The following is an 18,286-nucleotide window of genomic DNA, read 5'->3' as shown; positions in this document are numbered from 1 at the left end:
ATATGGTGGATCCGCTCGAGGCATCTATTCAGACGGGGACGAGTGCACACGTGGAACTCAAGGACTACCTGCGGATCCTGCGGCGGCGATGGTTCACCATCGTCCTGTTGCTCGTCCTCACGGTCGGCGCAGCCGCTGCGCTGACGCTCTCCGCCACACCGCAGTATGCCTCCACGGCCCGGCTCTTCGTCTCCACCAGCCCCGCTGACACGTCCCAGGCCTATCAGGGCAACCTCTTCGCCACGCAGCGCGTCTCGTCGTACGCCGACATCGTCAAGGGCAGGCAGTTGGCCGACCGGGTCGCCGGCGCCATGGACCAGGGGTTCGAGGGCTCGGACCTGGTCGGCAAGGTGAAGGCTGTCGTCGTGCCGGAGACCGTGATCCTCGAGTTGACGGCCACTGATCCGAATGCTGACACCGCGCGCGACATCGCCCAGACGTACGCCGACGAGTTGAGCCAGATGGTCGCCGAACTGGAGACCCCCGAGGGCAGCGACACCCCGCTGATCAAGGCCTCGATCGTCGATGACGCGCGCGCCAACTACACCGCAGTCTCCCCCAACATCCCGCGCAACCTCGGCCTGGCCGTGGTGCTGGGACTGCTGCTCGGGGTCGGCATCGCGGTCGTCCGTGAGTTGCTGGACACCAGCATCTCCAGCGCCGAGGACATCGAGCAGTCGACAGCCGCGCCGGTGGTCGGCAACATCTTCTTCGACGCAGCGGCCACCAAGAAGGCGCCGTCGGTCTCCCTCGACCAGGCGACCCCGTGGGCGGAGGCCTACCGGGTGCTGCGCACCAACATGCAGTTCGTCCAGGTGGACAGCCCGACCAAGGTCTTCGTGCTGACCAGTTCCCTGCCCGCCGAGGGCAAGACCACCACCGCGATCAACCTGGCCGTCACGATGGCGATGGCCGAGCAGCGGGTGGTCCTGGTCGAGGCCGATCTGCGTCGTCCCCTGATCTCCGAGCGACTGGGCCTGGTCGGCGCAGTGGGCACCACCAGCGTCCTGGTCGGCAAGATCGGCCTGGACGAAGCCCTGCAGCCCTACGAGGACACCGGCCTGCAGGTGCTGACCAGCGGACCGATCCCACCGAACCCCTCTGAACTGTTGCAATCGCAGGCAATGGATCGGCTGCTGAACGACCTGCGCGAACGCTTCGACGTGGTCATCATCGACGCTCCGCCGCTGCTCCCGGTGACCGATGCGGCACTGATTGCCCGGCAAGCCGACGGCGCCTTCGTCGTCGTACGCCATGGCAAGACGACCAAGGACCAACTCGCCCACGCGGTGGAGCGGATCGAGGCGGTCGACGCCCGTGTCCTGGGCGTCGTGATCAACCGGACCCCACAGAAGCGCAAGGGCAGTGCCTATGGCTACGGCTATGGGTATGGGTATGGCTATGCGCCGGACCCGGCCAAGCTGGCGGCCCAGGAGGACGATGCCGTCGCCGAGCAGATCGAGGCCAACCAGGCAGCCGAACCCGGACCAGCGCCCACTGTGGAACCGGCGGTCGAGAAGGCGATCCAGGCCCGTGCGCCGGAGGCTCCGGTCGACGAGGAAGCAACGAAGCGCCCGGCCAAGCGTGGCGACTCACTGGCCCCGGCGGCTGCAGCACCCCCTGCCGAGGAGCCCGACGAGTTCGCCTGGCTCAGTGAGTTGCGTGAGCCTGCCGAGGAGACCAACGCGGGCCTGGACGTCTTCTCCTCCGCCGCCCCGGAAACGGACCCGCTCTTCGGGCCCAGCCCGGAGGGCGATGACGACTGGCGCTCCAGCACCGCAGAGCGGCGCCTTGCCCCGATGCGTGGAGAAGACCCGGGCTGGCCCGAGTTCCCGATCGAGGAGTCGGACATGGGGGTCAACGACGTCGACCCGTCCGAGAACGGCACCGGCACCACTGGCGGCAAGGGCGAGGGCAAGCGACGCCGGCGGCGCACCCGGCGCTGAACCGGCTCCCGGGCCGTTGCGGCGCACATGCGTCCGATCGGCCCCGCCGAGCTCGGATCCCAGGCCGTTGCGGTGCACATGCACCCGATCAGCCCCGCCGAGCTCGGATCCCAGGCCGTTGCGGTGCACATGCACCTGATCGGCCCCGCCGTACCGAAACTGCCGGCCGAATGCTCAGCGCCGGGTGAGCCCGGCGACCGCGGGCCGTACGTCGACCAGGTAGACGATCGCAGCAATCGCACCGAGCAACTGCAGGATCCCCAGCGGCGATGACCCGATGAAAAGCAGTTGGGCACCGAGCCCCAGGCCGAGGATCGCCAGCCAGGCAGGCTTGGTCAGCTTGCCAGCGGCGACGTACGCCTCCGCCGACCAGAGCAGGGCGTTGACGAAGGCGAACGACTTCACTGCCAGCGCAAGCAGCGTGATGGCGAGCATGAAGTAGCTCTGCGCCTGGAGGACCTCGATCACGCGGGCAAGCCTACAGAAACGCAAGAACTCGGAGGATCTCCTGCACCTGGTGCAAGGTTTCCTCCGAGTTCTCGACGGAGTTGGGTTCAGAAGAGCGTCAGTTGCCCTTCATCGACCTCTCTTCAGGCCTTGGCAGCAGCCTGCTTGGCCGGTGCCTTCTTCGCAGCAGCCTTCTTGGCCGGGGCCTTCTTGGCAGCAGCCTTCTTCGCGGGCGCCTTCTTGGCGGCAGCCTTGCGAGCCGGAGCCTTCTTCGCGGTGGCGGTCACGGTGGTCTTGGTCTTCTTGACCTCGACGTCGGCGGCAACCTCGATCTTGCGGATCCGGGCAACAGCCTTCTCGCCGCGGGCGATCAGGTCGCTGTAGGTCTCACCTGCGTCGGCAACGACCTCGGCAACGGCGCTCTGCGCCTTGGCCGGGAACGCCTTGGCCTCGGCCTGGAGCTCGGCAACCTGGGCCTCGACGCGGGCCTGGGCCTTCTTGGCCTCGTCCTGCAGTTCGGCCAGCTTGGCCTCGAGCTTGGCCTGCGCGTCCTTGGCCTCCTTGGTGAGGGTCTCGACGCGGGCGTTGACGATGCCCTGGGCCTGCTTGTTCAGGTTCTTCGGCTCGTAGTCGAAGGACGAGACCCGCTTCTGGACGTCGGCAACCTTGGCCTGGACGTCGGCGAGGTACTGACGGGCAACCTCGACGGCGAGGTCGGTGGCGCCAACGGTGGCGTAGAACGGGCGGGTCGCCTCGGTCTTGATGTCGAACTTGGCCTTGGCCATATCGATCTCCTATTCGTTGCCGGAGGTCGACGCAGGGGCCGATCCGGAATGGGGGTTATTTGCTTCCTCGTCACCCTCGACCGGGCCGTTGAGGGCCAGGAATGAGGAGTAGACATCGAGGAGTGACTGCTTCTGTCGCTCGGTCAACCGGTTGTCGGCGAGGATCGCCAACTCCACGGAGCTGCCAGCTCCCGCATCGGGGCTGAGGATCCCCGCACGGATGTAGAGCTGCTCGGCGGAGATCCGGAGCGCCTTCGCAATCTGTTGAAGCACGTCGGCGGAGGGCTTGCGCAGACCGCGTTCGATCTGGCTGAGGTAAGGGTTGGACACTCCCGCCTGCTCCGAGAGCTGCCGCAACGAGAGCTGCGCAAGCGTGCGCTGCTCCTTGAGGTAGTCCCCCAGTGTTTCGACGGTCTTGCCGACCCTGCCCTTCGCCATGCCTCCATCGTGCTAACAAAAGTTAGCAAAATCAACTGCGCGGCTTCATGATCTGGCCCACACCAAACAGAAACCTCGGCAAACCAACGTGTTTGACGATCGAGCCCCTGCTAGCCGCAGTCAGCATGTCGTGCCACATGCAGCGGCGTACGTGGCCTGCCAGAATGGGCCGGTGACCAAAGCCGCCCAGCCACTGCCCCAGCACTGCCCCAGCGCCCGCGAACTCGACGACCTCGAGCTCCTCACCTCCGGGGCGCTGGCCCCGCTGACCGGCTTCAACGAGCCGGGCTCCCCGGTCACCCTCACCCTGCCGCCCGACCTCGTCGGCGCGTCGGTCGAGTTGGTCGATCCGGAGGGACTGCCCCTGGCCCACCTCGACGCACGGGGCAGTGTCACGACCCTTGCCCAGGCCCAGTTCGGCCCGTTCCGGAGGCTCTATCTGACGCCCAGTCAGGTGCGCGAACAGCGGGCCGGCACCACGTTCGTCCCGGTCAACGACGCGCTCACAACCGAAGAAGTCGCCTCGCTGCGCGGATTGGGCGCGGTCACCTTCCTGGCGTTGGTCGGAGACGGTACGCCGCACGACCTCAGCCCCGTCGGACTGCTCCGCGCGACCCTGGCGGCCGCAGAACTGCTTGACGACGCCATGGTGGTGGCCGTGCCCCTGGCCTCGCACGGAGACGCCGAGGCGGACCACCTCCTGGGCCTCCAGGTGGTGAACAACTATGCACTCGACGACGATGTGGTGGCACTGCCCTCGTCGGGCAAGGACGGGGACGATCATCCCGAGGGAATCGTCGAGGTCCTCGACTTCGAACGGCCCGGACCCGACGAGCAAGGCCTGGTCGTCTTCTTCACCGGGCTCTCCGGCAGTGGCAAGTCAACGGTGGCCCGCGCCCTGCAGGACACGCTGCTGGAGGCCGGCGAGCGGACGGTCACCAGCCTGGACGGCGACGTCGTACGGCGGAACCTGTCGACCGGGTTGGGATTCTCCAAGGAGGACCGGGAGACCAACATCCGGCGGATCGGGTGGGTCGCTGCCGAAATCGCCCGGCATGGCGGGATCGCGATCTGTTCGCCGATTGCGCCGTTCGACGCCACCCGCCAGCAGGTGCGGGCGATGGTGGAGGCGGCTGGCGGCCGGTTCGTGCTGGTCCACGTGGCCACGCCGCTGGCCGAGTGCGAACGGCGGGACCGCAAGGGCCTCTACGCCAAGGCCCGTGCCGGCGAGATCGGCGACTTCACCGGGATCTCCTCGCCCTACGAGGAACCCGAGGACGCGGACCTGCGCGTCGACACGACGGGCCGCTCCATCCAGGACGTGCTCGACGAGGTGCTGGCGTTGCTCTGATCCGGTCCGCTCCCGCGCGTCGCAGTCGCAGCGGGCCGAGAACTGGCCAGAGGCTCACCTGCCTCGGCCGGCTGCCGGAGACGTCGGCCGTCCACAACCAGATCCGACAGCACTGTGCGGTGGGGCCCAAGTGGGCCAACTCGCCGGCCACTCGGTCCAATCGGACCGAGAAGGCGGGAGGCTCGGTCCAGTTGGGCCCCACCGCACAGTGCATCAGCGCCCCCGGTCGGATCCCGCTACGGATCGCATGCGTGCAGCGGATCCGCACCGAGGTTCATGAGGGCAACAAATGCCAGCTGGTCGCGGAAGGCCTCGAACCGCAGTCGCGTCGGCGGCGGCGGTTAATGCTCAACCAAGCCCGATCCGGTCCACCAGTTCGCGGGCCAGCGCGAACGCCGAGGTCGCCGCGGGCGAGGGCGCATTCCGCACGTGCGCAACCGCGCCGGCCCGTGAGATGACGAAGTCGTCGACCAGCGCGCCATCGGCGCCGATGGCCTGGGCGCGCACACCGGCATGGACGCTCCCGTCGAGGTCCTCGAGCGACAAGGAAGGCACGTACGCCGCGGCCGCACGCAGATAGGCGCGCTTGCTCGCCGCCATCAGGATCTCATCGATGCCGGTGCGCCAGAAGCGTCGCGCAACCCGCCAGGTGCCCGGCCACGCCACGGTCTCGAGCAGATCGCGGGGCCGCACGGTGCGCAGCCGGTACCCATCACGGGCACCCACCATCAGCGCGGTCGGACCGAGCATCACCGACCCGTCAACATGCGGCGTGACATGGACACCGAGGAAGGGCAGCGTCGGGTCGGGAACCGGGTAGACCATCGCTCGTACGACGGGTTCCGGCGTACGACGTAGTCGGAGGTAGGCGCCCCGGAACGGCACGATGCGGGGATCCGCTTCTGCACCGGAGGCGCGTGCGAGCCGGTCCGACCAGAGGCCGGCACAAGCGATCACCCGTCGCGCGCGCAGTTCGGTGGCACCCACCCGGATCCGGCACGGTGCACCGTCAGCGACGCCGTCCACCCGGGCACCGAAGTGGAAGGCGACACCGGCCTCGACCAGTTCGGCATGGAGCACGCGGGCGACCTCGGCATAGTCGATGATCCCGGTGTTCGGCGCGTGCAGGGCAGCGATTCCGGTCGCACGCGGCTCGACCTCGCGGATGCCGGCGGCGTCGAGCCGGCGCAGACCCGGTACGCCGTTCAGGCGGCCTCGGCGCTCGAGCTCATCCAGGCGGGGCAACTCCTCGGGACCCAATGCGACGACAAGCTTGCCGCAGCGCTGGTGCTCGATCCCGTGCTCAGCGGCGTAGGCATACATCAGCTCCGCACCCTCGACGCAAAGCCGGGCCTTGAGCGACCCGGGTTCGTAATAGATCCCGCCGTGGACCACCCCGGAGTTGTGGCCGGTCTGGTGCGCGGCCACGGTCGCTTCCTGCTCGATGACGACGACCGCAGCCCCGGGCCGGCGCGCCAGCACCTCGCGCGCCACCGCCAGGCCGACGATGCCCGCGCCGATGACGATCACGTCCGGCGTCGTGGCGCTCATTTCATCCCAACGCACAGGGCGTCTTGAGGTCGATCTTGCGCAGGTCCTCGGCCAGTTGATCCATCTGGCCACGCAGCGCCCGGTTGATCAGCCTCCAGATGAGTTCGGCCCGCGAGATCCCTTCCTCGCCGGCCAGTCGGTCGAGTTCCGCGGTCTGGCGATCCTCGAGGTAGATGTTGGTGCGCTGCATACACCACATCATCCATCACCTTCCCGTCGCGATCAGACGGACGGGCCCATCGCGTGGGCAGGCGCACGAAGTACCGTTTCCTCCATGGCCGACACCTCGACGTACGCGCTCGACCTGGAGGCCGACGCCGCGCGCTATCCCGACGAAGCTGGCGAACTCCTGATGGAGGCCGCTCATCAGTGGCGGCTCGGGGATGATGCAACACGCGCCCACGCCCTCCTGGAGCAGGTCCGAGATCTCGGCGGCGAGGACGCGGCGTACGCCTGCGTCACCCTGGCCGATCTGGCCTTCGAGGAGGGTGACGACGACCAGGCACACGCCTGGCTGGCCGAGGCCGAGGAGGTGCTCAACGACAACAGCGGCGCCGCAGAGATGGCTGGCGAGTTGCTGGCCGAGTACGGTCGGTACGCCGAGGCGCTGCGCTGGTTCGACCTCGCCATCGGACTGTACGGCGCGGAAGCCGTCGCCCAGCTCCGAAACAGCGATCTGCCCAGCCCGATGGCTCCGATGTTCCTCGGGCGACGCGACGTACGCCGGGAGTTGGGGCTGGCACCGGACGAGTACGACGACCTCGCCGAGGAACTCCGCCGCCGCGGTAGGGAATTCGGCGAACGGATCGAGGCGTACGCCGCTGCCCAGGAACGTGAGGACTCCGGGCAGCGGCTGGTCCGGCTCCTGGTCTGGCGACGTGCCGAGCAGGCCGAGGCGGCACAGCGCTGGCCCGAAGTGTTCACCGCCAAGGTGCTCGGCAACCATCGCACCGTCGAGGCGGAGTTGCGCGACGGAGCGCGGGCCAACCCTGCCGATCGGGTCGAACTGGTCATCGCCAGCGTGGCGGGGTTCGACGACCACCTGACCCGGACCGGGAACGACCCGCTGCAGGAGGCGACGCGCCTGGCCTACATGGAGGAGGCGCACGCGGGCGGGGAGATCCTGGCGTGGCCGCCGGGACGCAACGAGGCCTGCTGGTGCGGTTCGGAGCGCAAGTACAAGAAGTGCTGCGACGCACCGGATCCCTTGTCGGCCCCGGGCTGAGACCCATGGACAGACGGCCGATCTCCACGAACTCGCTGCAGTGACCAGCCGCGAAGACATGCACCGGCTCCTGATCAACTGGACCGGCGGTCTATTCCCTGCAGCGCTGGCCGCCGAGATGTTCGCCGAGGCGCACGGCGATGGCGCGGGGTCAGCGGCCAGGTGCTCCCGGTGATCCTCGAGACGGGCATCCTCACCATGGCCGCCCAGGACGACCTCGCAGGCCTGCTCCTGCGGCATGACAAGGTCCCGTTCACGCACCGACTGGACGTTATGGTGACGTTCCCGACGACCACTCCGTGCCGGCGGGGGTAGCCCCCGGGACGATGGTGGTCAGTGAACTGTGGGTCATGCCGCCGTTGCGGTCCCGGGCGGTTGGTGATCTGATCCGGCGGAGCCTGGTCGGCGCAGTGGCCATCTTGACGCGGGCAGGGGAACTCCCTGCCCGGGACGCTGCGGTCGTGGTCACCGGTACCGTCCGCGCCGCTTCCCCCGACACCGCCGGACCGTTGGCCGCTTCCCCCGGCACCGCCGGACCGTTGCTGGATCAATCACTCACCTGGCCGCACAAGTCAGCCAGGTTGGCAGCACTGCAACTGTTGCCCGCACGTGGCGAGGAGTTGCGTGCCCAAACACTTGCCGCCTCGACCCGGATGCCTCAATCCGGGCCTGGTGCCGAAGCCTGAATCCGGCACCACCGGCGCAAGCCAGCCTCTTCTGAGCTTCTCGTGCACCAGACACACGCCCCCACTGGCGTGCCGACCGTCGCTCCAGGCGGTCTCCTCCCCGGCGAGGCTCGGATCACATCGACTCCCCCGGCGCGGGTGCATCACGGCTTCGGCGCGTCGATCGATTACCGTTGGGCAGTCGGACACCCCGCACCACGCCTCACCCACGATCGAGGGAATGACATGAGCCTTGACCTTGCCACTGCACGCATCGGCGTGATCGGCCTTGGGTACGTCGGACTGCCACTGGCGGTCTCGTTCTCCAAGAAGTACGACGTGGTGGGCTTCGACATCAACACCGAACGCATCGCCGAACTCAACGCCGGCCACGACCGCACCCGCGAACTCAGCGCCGAAGAACTTGCCGAAGCCGGCCGCCTCACCTGCTCGGCCGACCCCGCCACCCTCGATGAGGTCAACGTCTTCATCATCACCACCCCCACCCCCATCGACGAACACAAGAACCCCGATCTCACCCCGGTCCTCTCCGCCACCCGCACCGTCGCCGCCGTCCTCAACCCCGGCGACACCGTCATCTACGAATCCACCGTCTACCCCGGCGCCACCGAAGAAGACTGCGTCCCCCTCCTCGAAGAACTCTCCGGCCTCACCTTCAACAAGGACTTCTACGTCGGCTACTCCCCCGAACGGATCAACCCCGGCGACAAGGAACACCGCTTCGAGAACATCCTCAAGATCACCTCCGGCTCCACCCCCGAAGCAGCCACGTTCATCGACGGCCTCTACTCCTCCGTCGTCACCGCCGGCACCCACCTGGCTCCCTCGATCAAGGTCGCCGAAGCCGCCAAGGTCATCGAGAACACCCAACGCGACGTCAACATCGCCCTGATCAACGAACTCGCCCTGATCTTCAACCTCCTCGACATCGACACCAAGGCCGTCCTCGAGGCCGCCGGCACCAAGTGGAACTTCCTCAAGTTCCAACCCGGCCTGGTCGGCGGGCACTGCATCGGCGTCGACCCCTACTACCTCACCCACAAGGCCCAGGCCGTCGGCTACCACCCCGAAGTCATCGTCGCCGGACGCCGCCTCAACGACTCCATGGGCGAGTACGCCGCCACCCGCCTGGTCCGCACCATGATCGCCAAGAACATCGACCTGCGCGACGCCCGCGTCCTCGTCCTGGGCCTCACCTTCAAGGAGAACACCCCCGACCTGCGCAACACCCGCGTCGTCGACATCGTCGCCGAACTCGAAGCCTACGGACTCCAGGTCGACGTCCACGACCCCTGGATCGACGCCGCCGAAGCCAAGCACGAATACGACATCGACGTCACCACCGACCCCCAACACGGCACCTACGACGGCATCGTCCTCGCCGTCGCCCACAACAACTTCCGCGAACTCGGCGCCCCAGGCATCCACGCCTACGGCAAACCCGACCACGTCCTCTTCGACCTCAAGAGCGTCCTCGACAAGGAAGACTCCGACCTCCGCCTCTGAGACCGGTCGGGCCGCGGTGGCTCAGACCAGTTTGAGTGCTGCCACGAAGCCGGTCATCAGCAGCACCATCAGCGTGATGGTCCAGTAGAACTGCGTGCGCAGCGCGGCCTGGAAGCCCGCATTCATCTCGGCCATCTCGCGCCGCAGGTCCGCACCCATCTCGGCCATCTCACGGCGCAGGTCCGCACCCAGTTCAGCAATCTCTGCGTGCAGCACCGCCTGCAGCGTGTCCAGGTCCTGCTTCGTCGCTACCCGCAACGCCTCAACATCGGCACGCAGCGCCTCCACATCAACCCGCACAACCTGCACGTCCTGCTTCGTCGCCACCCGCAACGCCTGGACATCATGCTTGGTCGCCACATCCGCCCACCCCACCGGCGGCAGATAGCTCATCAACGTGTCCGCAAGACCCGAACCAATCCGGTCCACCAGGGCCTCCTGCAATTGACGACGATGCTGCTCCTCCACAGTCATGGTGACACCCTTCCCATCGATCGGCCAGCGATTCGCCCAACATGCGCCCCGCAGGCGCGCTCAGCACCACGCTAGGAACGAAACACGGCCCACGCCGTCGCCTCGTCGTGACCTGTGGACAACTCCGTCCTCAACCACACCTGCGGACAACAACCGGGTCCACTCGCACGCAGCGTCTCCATCAAATATCCAAAGACAAGAAAATTACGTGAGATTGCTGCGAAGCAAGGCCCGGAACCCGCATACTCGTCCCCATGCCCGACATCTGGACCACGGCCGCACTGGCCGTCCTGGCCGTCTCCTTCGGCGTCGGCATCGTGGTCGGCCTCACCGGCATGGGCGGCGGCGCGCTGATGACGCCGGCGCTGATCTTCCTCGGCATCCCACCCACCGCAGCCGTGGCCAATGACCTGGTCTCCGCCTCGGTCACCAAGTCGGTGGGCGCGGCGGTCCACTGGCGCCACGGCTCCCCCAATCTCCGGCTGGCCGGGCTCCTGATCATCGGCTCGGTCCCGTTCGCCTTCGCCGGCGCCTTCATCATCGACCACTGGGGCGGCCACACTCCCGACGACTTCGTGAAGATGGCCATCGGCATCGCGCTCCTCTTCACGGCCACCACCTACACCCTGCGCATCTATCTCCAGATGAGGTACGTCGCCCAGGGCAACGTGGTCTCCACCGACACGCCCCGGGTCCGCACCGTCCCCACGCTGATGGTGGGGATGATCGGCGGCCTCCTGGTCGGCATCACCTCGGTCGGCTCGGGCTCACTGATCATGGTCGCCCTGTTGCTGCTCTATCCGACGCTGTCGGCGGTCAAGCTGGTCGGCACTGACCTGGTCCAGGCCGTCCCGTTGGTCTTCGCTGCCGCGGTGGGCCACGTGATCGTCCACGGCGTCGACTGGGATGTGCTGATCCCCTTGATCGTCGGCGGCATCCCCGGCACCTTCCTCGGCGCTCGCCTGGCGCACCGGGTGAGCCAGTCGGTGATCCGCCGCGGCATCGTCATCGTCCTGTCGCTGACCGGCCTCAAGCTGCTGGGCGTCTCGCCGGAGGCGGTCGGCATCATCGGCGCAGGCCTGCTCCTGCTCGGCCCCCTGGCCTGGTCCTTCGCACGTCAGAGCCAGGGCCTGCCTGCCTTCGACCACAAGGCCGGCGCCTGGCACGCCCCCGACCACGACGCAGACGCGGAGTCCTCCGAGCGGCGCTGAGACCCCGCCGTACGTCGACCAACACCCACTCCAACGAGTTTGCCCGTTCTGCCACGAAGGCCAGTTTTCCTCACTGCGCTGGGCGCGTGCGCAAGATCAGGCGTCTGTATCGGACGATCCGGTGTCGACTCAAGCACCCGGGTTCCTGCCCGCACCGCGCATCGCACGGCCGGGGCCGCTGAGCGCAGAGCCTGCCCGGAGCATTGTGGTTGACATCCAAGGTGGGATCGGAAATGCTAGTTATTCTCGGTATTTTTAACACGTCTTCTCCATCTGTCGAAGGGTTTAACACATGCGTTGGAACCCATCGGAGCCCTACAACACCCTTCCGCCCCTCACGGCATGACCGACACGCCCAACCGAGGGATCAACCTCGTACACCCCCAGCGGACTTGACCCGGCACGTCGCAGAAAGCAGTCAGTCGCGCTCATCCACCAGGCCAAGCAAGATCGTCCATTCATGGTGGGTTGACCACAGACAGTGAGCCCATCCACTACCGTTGATCCGGCGGCTCACCGCCTCAGCGTTCAGTTACATACCGGGGGAACACCACAGATGACGATTTTCGACCTTGCCAACGCACGCATCGCCGTGGTCGGCCTCGGCTACGTAGGCCTCCCCTTGGCGGTCTCGTTCTCCAAGAAGTACGACGTCGTCGGCTTCGACATCAACGAGACTCGCATCAAGGAACTGAACGATGGTCATGATCGCACCCACGAGCTGACCCAGGAGGAGCTCGCAGCGGCGGGTCGCCTGACGGTCTCGAGCGATCCCGCCAGCCTCGACGACGCCAACGTCTTCATCGTGACCACCCCAACCCCGATCGATGAGCACAAGACCCCAGATCTTCGCCCGGTGCTCTCCGCCACGCGCTCGGTCGCCGCCGCGCTGAAGAAGGGCGACGTGGTGATCTACGAGTCCACCGTCTACCCGGGCGCCACCGAGGAGGAGTGCGTCCCGCTCTTGGAGGAACTGAGCGGCCTCACCTTCAACCAGGACTTCTACGTCGGTTACTCCCCCGAGCGGATCAATCCGGGCGACAAGGAGCACCGCTTCGAGAGCATCACCAAGGTGACGTCGGGCTCCACTCCCGAGGCAGCAGAGTTTGTCGACTCGCTCTACAAATCCGTAGTCAAGGCGGGCACCCACTTGGCACCCTCGATCAAGGTCGCGGAGGCCGCCAAGGTCATCGAGAACACCCAGCGCGACGTCAACATCGCCCTGATCAACGAGCTTGCGAAGATCTTCAACATCCTCGACATCGACACCCAGGCAGTCTTGGAAGCCGCCGGCACCAAATGGAATTTCTTGAGGTTTCAGCCCGGCTTGGTCGGTGGCCACTGCATTGGCGTCGACCCCTACTACCTGACCCACAAGGCCCAGGCCGTTGGCTATCACCCCCAGGTCATTCTCTCTGGACGCCGCCTCAACGACTCCATGGGCCAGTACGTCGCATCGCGGCTGGTCCGCGCCATGATTCAGAAGAACATCAACATCGGCGCAGCTCGAATCTTGATCTTGGGGCTCACCTTCAAGGAGAACACTCCCGACCTGCGCAACACCCGCGTCGTCGACATCGTCGCCGAACTCGAAGCCTACGGACTCACCGTCGACGTCCACGACCCTTGGGTCGACGCCGCCGAAGCCAAGCACGAATACGACATCGACGTCACCACCGACCCCCAACACGGCACCTACGACGGCATCGTCCTCGCCGTCGCCCACAACAACTTCCGCGAACTCGGCGCCGAAGGCATCCACGCCTACGGCAAACCCGACCACGTCCTCTTCGACCTCAAGAGCATTCTTGCCCCAGCAGACTCAGATCTACGTCTGTGACTCGTCTCGCTCAGCGGATGGCGTTGCCCAAAATGCGTCAAGAGAGACAAGGTTGGCTCCATGAGTAGCGCCCAGCCCGACTATCAATTGAGCCAACTGGACCAGTTGGAAGCCGAGTCGATCCACATTTTCCGGGAGGTGGCCTCAGAGTTCGAGAAGCCCGTGCTCCTCTTCTCCGGCGGCAAGGACTCGATCGTCATGCTCCGCCTGGCGGAGAAGGCGTTCTACCCGGCGAAGGTTCCCTTCCCCCTGATGCAGGTCGACACCGGCTTCGACTTCCCCGAGGTGCTCGCCACCCGGGACAACTGGGTCAACCGCCTGGGGGTGCGGATGATCGTCGCCAGCGTCGATGAGGCGATCAAGAACGGTGTCGTCACCGACGACGGCAAGATCAGCCGCAACCGCCTCCAGATCGGCACCCTGCTCAACGCGATCGAGGCCCACGGCTTCACCGCCGCCTTCGGTGGCGGCCGTCGCGACGAGGAGAAGGCCCGCGCCAAGGAGCGCGTCTACTCGCACCGCGACGACTTCGGCCAGTGGGACCCCAAGATGCAGCGCCCCGAGCTGTGGAGCCTCTACAACGGCAGGATCCGCGAGGGCGAGCACATGCGCATCTTCCCGCTCTCCAACTGGACCGAGCTGGACATCTGGCACTACATCCACCGCGAGCAGATCGAGATCCCCTCGATCTACTTCTCCCACCAGCGCGACGTGATCGCCCGTGACGGCATGCTGCTCTCTGCCAGCGACGCGGTCCAGCCCAAGGGCAACGAAACGATCGAGACCCGCACGGTCCGCTTCCGCACCGTCGGCGACATGACCCTGACCGGGTGCGTCGAGTCGGAGGCCGCGACCACAGCCCAGATCATCGACGAGATCGCCATCGCGCGCGTGACCGAGCGCGGCGCCACCCGTGGCGACGACAGGTTCTCCGAGGCCGCCATGGAAGACCGGAAGAAGGAGGGCTACTTCTGATGGCCACCACGACTGACCAGCCCTCCCCCGAGGCGCTCAACCCCGACATGGACCTGCTCCGCTTCGCCACGGCCGGCTCGGTGGACGACGGCAAATCGACCCTGATCGGGCGCCTCCTGCTCGACTCCAAGGCGATCTTCGAGGACCAACTCGAGGCCGTCGAGGCGACCAGCCAGGACAAGGGCTACGACTACACCGACCTGGCGCTCCTGACCGACGGGCTGCGTTCCGAACGGGAGCAGGGCATCACCATCGATGTCGCCTACCGCTACTTCGCGACCCCCAGGCGCAAGTTCATCATCGCCGACACCCCGGGCCACGCGCAGTACACGCGCAACATGGTCACCGGCGCCTCCACCGCAGACCTCGGCATCGTCCTCGTGGATGCACGCCAAGGTCTGACCGAGCAGTCCCGGCGCCACGCCGTGCTCCTCTCCCTGCTGCGGGTGCCGCACCTGGTGCTGGCCGTGAACAAGATGGACCTCGTCGACTTCTCGCAAGAGGTCTTCGACAAGATCCACGCCGAGTTCACCGCGTTCGCAACGAAGCTCTCCGTCCCGGATCTGGAGGTCATCCCGATCTCTGCGCTCCAGGGCGACAACGTCGTGCACCGCTCGGAGAACATGCCGTGGTATCAGGGCTCTTCCCTGATGCACCACCTGGAGAACGTCCACGTCGCCTCCGACCGCGACCTGGTCGACGTCCGCTTCCCCGTGCAATACGTTGTCCGCCCCAAGTCGGATGAGCACCACGACTACCGCGGGTACGGCGGCCAGGTGGCCGGTGGCATCCTCAAGCCCGGTGACGAAGTCATCGTGCTGCCGTCCGGCATGACCAGCAAGATCGCCGGCATCGACCTCTTCGACAAGGAGATCGACAAGGCGTTCCCGCCCATGTCGGTCACCGTCCGCCTGGAGGACGACCTCGACGTCTCCCGCGGCGACATGATCGCCCGGGTCAAGAACGCGCCGACGCCCTCGCAGGACATCGACGCAATGGTCTGCTGGATGATCAACGAGCCGCTGCGCCCGCGCCAGAAACTGGCCATCAAGCACACCACGCGCACCGGGCGAGCCCTGGTGAAGGACATCCAGTACCGGATGGACGTCAACACGCTCCACCGCGACCTGGAGACCACCGAACTCGGCTTGAACGAGATCGGTCGGGTCCAGTTCCGTACGACGGTGCCGCTACTGTGCGATCCTTACGCGAAGAACCGGAGCACGGGGTCGTTCATCCTGATCGATGAAACGACGGGCGTGACTGTCGGCGCAGGGATGATCAACGGCTGACCCAACCGCCAGTCACCCGTGACGAAGGCGTGGTGAAGGTAAGTCACGAACTCACTTCAGGTTGATCGCTATGCCCGCGCTGCCCGACGGTTGGGCGCATCCGTAGAAACTGACGCTATGCTCCGGGCGATAAATATCACGACCGTCACCAGCATCACGCCCATGAGTAGCTGTAAAGGAATCGGCGTGAAACTATTCCGAACATGCTGAAGCAACACCACGAAGAACACCCCGAGAATCAACTGCCTACCGGCACCAGTGGACGCTACGTCGATGCCCGCACATAACAGGCCCGTCAAAAACATGACAACGAAGACACCAGTCAATCCGAAGTTCCGGAAAGATTCCGCAATGATTGACCCACCCAAGTTGCCTGCGCGCGAGCGCATCTCGACATTCATGAGACGATAGTCGTATTTAGCGGCCACATTCTCTGCGCCCGGCATCAAACGGTTGCTAAGTCTTTCGATCGGAGCCCAATAGGTGGCCCCGTTCCTTGGCAGCTCTCCTGCTTGGTGCCATTGATCAACCTCCGCGACGGTTCTTACTGTGTATCCGAGCTCCCCCACTCCCGCGATCGGATTCGCAGAAGTGAGCACATCCCGGGCGTCCCCCCATCCGGTCTGCCTGAGCTCCTTGACGCCCGATATGAAGAACAGGGCAATTAGAACCAGTACAACTAGGCTTCCAGCGCGGGGCATCGGGTGGTGTCGCGCACGCATGAGCGCGTACGCAACCAGGGGAAACAAAACTTCGCCCCGGAGTCCCATTGGGAATCCGAGGACCGCGAAAATCACAAACGCCACCAGGGCCGCTTTCGGCACTCCATCAAGAGTGGTGCCGAGCAGGACCATTCCCATGGTTATGCCGAAAAAGATATAGTCCATCGGAAGGTCGATGGTCGCAGACTTATAAGCGCCGTAGGAAGCAAGGAAGAATCCGAGACCCATAGCACTGGCCGTCGTATACACCCAGGCCGCTACCGAGACCACGACAGTCCACGAGCCGAGTCGAGGAGCGACCCTTCGTAGTTCTCGCTCGTATTCCGGCAGAGCCGGCTCGCCGCTCCGGGGCTGCGCATAGACAAGAATGCACGCCAAGGACATGCTGAGAACTCCAAGTGAGGACGTCCAGATGGCGCGCGGCCCCGCTGGCAGGGTCAGCCATTCCATAGGCGCATCGGACACGCGCAGGTCGAGGTTGAGTATCGGATAGACCACCAACCCGAGATGGAAGAGTATGACGATCCCGGTATAGATTGATCGAGCGGACCAAAAGCCATTTATGGAGATCTGCGCCCACATCGTCAGCAAGACGACACCCGCCGACCACCACGCTATAGTCTCTAGCGATTGCTCGCGGAGTGGAGTCAGGACGCATATCGCGATTGCGATCAGGTGAGCACCGATCGCCAGGGGTCTCTGACTAGACCGCATCGACGCCCCAGAGCTTTGCATATTCTCGCTCGGCGGTCGCCATCCCGAAGGCGCTCGTCTCAAAGCGCGCTCGCGATGCTGCGCGCTCGTCGTCTGTGACTTTGTGGTTCGACATCTCTCTGATCAGTTCTGCCCACACCTCATCTGCCCACTCCAGTTCTGCCAAGTGAACCGACGCGAAGGTCTGGGCCACCCACCTGACCCCGGGGAGCGCGCTCGCGAGACAGGGGGTGCCCATTGCGCACGCCTCCAGAACGGAGCCGGGCAGGCCCTCACGGAGCGAAGTGACAAGGCAGACATCCGCCACGCTGAGCAACTCCTGGACATCACCACGTTCTCCAAGAAGGAGAACGTGGTCGAGCACCCCCTCGCCAGCTGCCATGGCCTCAAGGTCCATCGCTTCGTCCTGACCCAGGCGCCCAACGATGACGAGCTTTGCGTCGACGCCAGACCGCCGAGTCGCAGCAAGCACTCGAACAGCCCTCGGGCGATTCTTCTCCGGTCGGTCACGTCCGATGTGGATGACACACACCTGATCCGACCCCACGAGATCGCCTCGCAGGGCAAGCCGCTCTTCTGCCGGGAGCAGTGGCCGCACGGAGAGACCGCTCGGAACTACCTGTCCGGGGCGACCTGGCAGGCCAGAGGTTGCGAACGTCAGGGCGCTCGGCGAGACCGCAACTATATCGGTCGCAAAGACACGGATCAGCCCGCGTAGCAGCCACCTCTGAAGAATCCGCCGGGGGTTGCTGGATCGACCATCTCCATCGCTTCGAAAGTGTGCGATCCTCCGCGGGACACCCAGCACCCAGCCGTTCAGGACAAACCACCCTGACGCCGTAGCGCTGTGCGCATGGAGCACCGTGACGCCATGTCGCCGCACTGCGCGCCTCAGGTTCTGTACGAACTCGACCCCTGAGCCGACGTACACGATCTGGCAACCCAAGCCCCTTGCCCGCTCCTCAAGCGATCCGCCCGGGCGTCCCGTGAGCAGAAAGACGAACGTCGCAGACCCAGACATCCGTTCGATCATGTCAAGCGTCCGAATCTCAGCTCCGCCCGGTTCAAGGCGGCTGAAGATATGCGCGATCACGGGCTTGCTGCTATTAGTGCGCGAACCCCC

Annotated in this window: 18 protein-coding genes; 10 read left to right on the top strand and 8 right to left on the bottom strand. The window is 65.8% G+C overall.

The window, feature by feature from the left end; translation table 11 throughout:
• The first annotated feature begins 50 nt into the window (after positions 1 to 50).
• Positions 51 to 1,946, top strand: coding sequence for a polysaccharide biosynthesis tyrosine autokinase (locus Q9R27_RS11915; RefSeq protein ID WP_311252596.1), 1,896 nt, complete (start codon positions 51 to 53; stop codon positions 1,944 to 1,946).
• Positions 1,947 to 2,120: 174 nt separating this feature from the next.
• On the opposite strand, the gene Q9R27_RS11910 is transcribed toward Q9R27_RS11915, so the two are convergent.
• The 3 genes from Q9R27_RS11910 to Q9R27_RS11900 form a co-directional block, all read right to left on the bottom strand.
• Complete coding sequence (locus Q9R27_RS11910; RefSeq protein WP_311252595.1) at positions 2,121 to 2,414, bottom strand: DUF2516 family protein; 294 nt, start codon at positions 2,412 to 2,414, stop codon at positions 2,121 to 2,123.
• Positions 2,415 to 2,536: 122 nt separating this feature from the next.
• A complete protein-coding gene (locus Q9R27_RS11905; RefSeq protein ID WP_311252594.1) occupies positions 2,537 to 3,178 on the bottom strand; it encodes a hypothetical protein in 642 nt (213 codons plus the stop codon).
• Between the two features lie 9 nt (positions 3,179 to 3,187).
• Complete coding sequence (locus Q9R27_RS11900) at positions 3,188 to 3,616, bottom strand: helix-turn-helix domain-containing protein (protein ID WP_311252593.1); 429 nt, start codon at positions 3,614 to 3,616, stop codon at positions 3,188 to 3,190.
• Between the two features lie 172 nt (positions 3,617 to 3,788).
• Between Q9R27_RS11900 and cysC the strand changes: the two genes are divergently transcribed.
• Positions 3,789 to 4,967 (top strand): adenylyl-sulfate kinase, encoded by a 1,179-nt coding sequence (cysC, locus tag Q9R27_RS11895; protein WP_311252592.1) that lies wholly within the window; start codon positions 3,789 to 3,791, stop codon positions 4,965 to 4,967.
• Positions 4,968 to 5,315: 348 nt separating this feature from the next.
• On the opposite strand, the gene lhgO is transcribed toward cysC, so the two are convergent.
• The gene (gene lhgO / locus Q9R27_RS11890) at positions 5,316 to 6,518 is read right to left on the bottom strand and encodes an L-2-hydroxyglutarate oxidase (protein ID WP_311252591.1); all 1,203 of its coding nucleotides are present in this window, start codon (positions 6,516 to 6,518) and stop codon (positions 5,316 to 5,318) included.
• Between the two features lies 1 nt (position 6,519).
• The gene (locus tag Q9R27_RS11885; protein WP_311252590.1) at positions 6,520 to 6,708 is read right to left on the bottom strand and encodes a CopG family transcriptional regulator; all 189 of its coding nucleotides are present in this window, start codon (positions 6,706 to 6,708) and stop codon (positions 6,520 to 6,522) included.
• Between the two features lie 84 nt (positions 6,709 to 6,792).
• Here Q9R27_RS11885 and Q9R27_RS11880 point away from each other — a divergent pair, with 84 nt between their 5' ends.
• The 4 genes from Q9R27_RS11880 to tviB (Q9R27_RS11865) all read left to right on the top strand — a co-directional run bounded on the left by Q9R27_RS11880 (position 6,793) and on the right by tviB (Q9R27_RS11865) (position 9,935).
• A complete protein-coding gene (locus tag Q9R27_RS11880; protein ID WP_311252589.1) occupies positions 6,793 to 7,743 on the top strand; it encodes an SEC-C domain-containing protein in 951 nt (316 codons plus the stop codon).
• Between the two features lie 40 nt (positions 7,744 to 7,783).
• Positions 7,784 to 7,918 carry a hypothetical protein gene (locus Q9R27_RS11875; protein ID WP_311252588.1) on the top strand — a complete coding sequence of 45 codons (135 nt, stop codon included), beginning with the start codon at positions 7,784 to 7,786 and terminating at the stop codon, positions 7,916 to 7,918.
• Positions 7,919 to 8,153: 235 nt separating this feature from the next.
• On the top strand, positions 8,154 to 8,429 hold the full coding sequence (locus Q9R27_RS11870) for a hypothetical protein (RefSeq protein WP_311252587.1): 276 nt from the start codon (positions 8,154 to 8,156) through the stop codon (positions 8,427 to 8,429).
• Positions 8,430 to 8,654: 225 nt separating this feature from the next.
• A complete protein-coding gene (gene tviB / locus Q9R27_RS11865; protein ID WP_311252586.1) occupies positions 8,655 to 9,935 on the top strand; it encodes a Vi polysaccharide biosynthesis UDP-N-acetylglucosamine C-6 dehydrogenase TviB in 1,281 nt (426 codons plus the stop codon).
• A 21-nt stretch (positions 9,936 to 9,956) separates the two neighbouring features.
• Here the strand turns inward: tviB (Q9R27_RS11865) and Q9R27_RS11860 are convergent, their stop codons facing one another.
• The gene (locus tag Q9R27_RS11860; RefSeq protein ID WP_311252585.1) at positions 9,957 to 10,409 is read right to left on the bottom strand and encodes a hypothetical protein; all 453 of its coding nucleotides are present in this window, start codon (positions 10,407 to 10,409) and stop codon (positions 9,957 to 9,959) included.
• A gap of 254 nt (positions 10,410 to 10,663) precedes the next feature.
• Between Q9R27_RS11860 and Q9R27_RS11855 the strand changes: the two genes are divergently transcribed.
• The 4 genes from Q9R27_RS11855 to Q9R27_RS11840 all read left to right on the top strand — a co-directional run bounded on the left by Q9R27_RS11855 (position 10,664) and on the right by Q9R27_RS11840 (position 15,727).
• Positions 10,664 to 11,620 carry a sulfite exporter TauE/SafE family protein gene (locus Q9R27_RS11855; protein ID WP_311252584.1) on the top strand — a complete coding sequence of 319 codons (957 nt, stop codon included), beginning with the start codon at positions 10,664 to 10,666 and terminating at the stop codon, positions 11,618 to 11,620.
• 556 nt (positions 11,621 to 12,176) lie between these two features.
• The gene (gene tviB, locus Q9R27_RS11850; protein ID WP_311252583.1) at positions 12,177 to 13,460 is read left to right on the top strand and encodes a Vi polysaccharide biosynthesis UDP-N-acetylglucosamine C-6 dehydrogenase TviB; all 1,284 of its coding nucleotides are present in this window, start codon (positions 12,177 to 12,179) and stop codon (positions 13,458 to 13,460) included.
• Between the two features lie 60 nt (positions 13,461 to 13,520).
• The gene (gene cysD / locus Q9R27_RS11845; protein ID WP_311252582.1) at positions 13,521 to 14,435 is read left to right on the top strand and encodes a sulfate adenylyltransferase subunit CysD; all 915 of its coding nucleotides are present in this window, start codon (positions 13,521 to 13,523) and stop codon (positions 14,433 to 14,435) included.
• Complete coding sequence (locus Q9R27_RS11840; protein ID WP_311252581.1) at positions 14,435 to 15,727, top strand: GTP-binding protein; 1,293 nt, start codon at positions 14,435 to 14,437, stop codon at positions 15,725 to 15,727. Before cysD ends, Q9R27_RS11840 begins: the two co-directional genes overlap by 1 nt.
• A 68-nt stretch (positions 15,728 to 15,795) precedes the next feature.
• Here the strand turns inward: Q9R27_RS11840 and wzy are convergent, their stop codons facing one another.
• Positions 15,796 to 17,031 (bottom strand): O-antigen polysaccharide polymerase Wzy, encoded by a 1,236-nt coding sequence (gene wzy / locus Q9R27_RS11835; protein WP_311252580.1) that lies wholly within the window; start codon positions 17,029 to 17,031, stop codon positions 15,796 to 15,798.
• A 121-nt stretch (positions 17,032 to 17,152) separates the two neighbouring features.
• Positions 17,153 to 18,256: a glycosyltransferase gene (locus Q9R27_RS11830; protein WP_311252579.1), complete on the bottom strand. Its 1,104-nt coding sequence runs from the start codon at positions 18,254 to 18,256 to the stop codon at positions 17,153 to 17,155.
• Between the last annotated feature and the right edge of the window lie 30 nt (positions 18,257 to 18,286).

This window comes from Nocardioides sp. AE5 (assembly GCF_031844485.1).
Classification (GTDB): domain Bacteria; phylum Actinomycetota; class Actinomycetes; order Propionibacteriales; family Nocardioidaceae; genus Nocardioides.
The sequence above is the reverse complement of the archived record's forward strand: the minus strand, read 5'-3'. Positions and strand labels throughout refer to the sequence as shown.

What these genes read in the sequence shown, in the direction of transcription:
- Q9R27_RS11905 (WP_311252594.1), bottom strand. Translation starts at nt 3,178, where the DNA reads ATGGCCAAGGCCAAGTTCGACATCAAGACCGAGGCGACCCGCCCGTTC.
- Q9R27_RS11900 (WP_311252593.1), bottom strand. Translation starts at nt 3,616, where the DNA reads ATGGCGAAGGGCAGGGTCGGCAAGACCGTCGAAACACTGGGGGACTAC.
- lhgO (WP_311252591.1), bottom strand. Translation starts at nt 6,518, where the DNA reads ATGAGCGCCACGACGCCGGACGTGATCGTCATCGGCGCGGGCATCGTC.
- Q9R27_RS11885 (WP_311252590.1), bottom strand. Translation starts at nt 6,708, where the DNA reads ATGCAGCGCACCAACATCTACCTCGAGGATCGCCAGACCGCGGAACTC.
- Q9R27_RS11880 (WP_311252589.1), top strand. Translation starts at nt 6,793, where the DNA reads ATGGCCGACACCTCGACGTACGCGCTCGACCTGGAGGCCGACGCCGCG.
- tviB (WP_311252586.1), top strand. Translation starts at nt 8,655, where the DNA reads ATGAGCCTTGACCTTGCCACTGCACGCATCGGCGTGATCGGCCTTGGG.
- Q9R27_RS11860 (WP_311252585.1), bottom strand. Translation starts at nt 10,409, where the DNA reads ATGACTGTGGAGGAGCAGCATCGTCGTCAATTGCAGGAGGCCCTGGTG.
- Q9R27_RS11855 (WP_311252584.1), top strand. Translation starts at nt 10,664, where the DNA reads ATGCCCGACATCTGGACCACGGCCGCACTGGCCGTCCTGGCCGTCTCC.
- tviB (WP_311252583.1), top strand. Translation starts at nt 12,177, where the DNA reads ATGACGATTTTCGACCTTGCCAACGCACGCATCGCCGTGGTCGGCCTC.
- cysD (WP_311252582.1), top strand. Translation starts at nt 13,521, where the DNA reads ATGAGTAGCGCCCAGCCCGACTATCAATTGAGCCAACTGGACCAGTTG.
- Q9R27_RS11840 (WP_311252581.1), top strand. Translation starts at nt 14,435, where the DNA reads ATGGCCACCACGACTGACCAGCCCTCCCCCGAGGCGCTCAACCCCGAC.
- wzy (WP_311252580.1), bottom strand. Translation starts at nt 17,031, where the DNA reads ATGTGGGCGCAGATCTCCATAAATGGCTTTTGGTCCGCTCGATCAATC.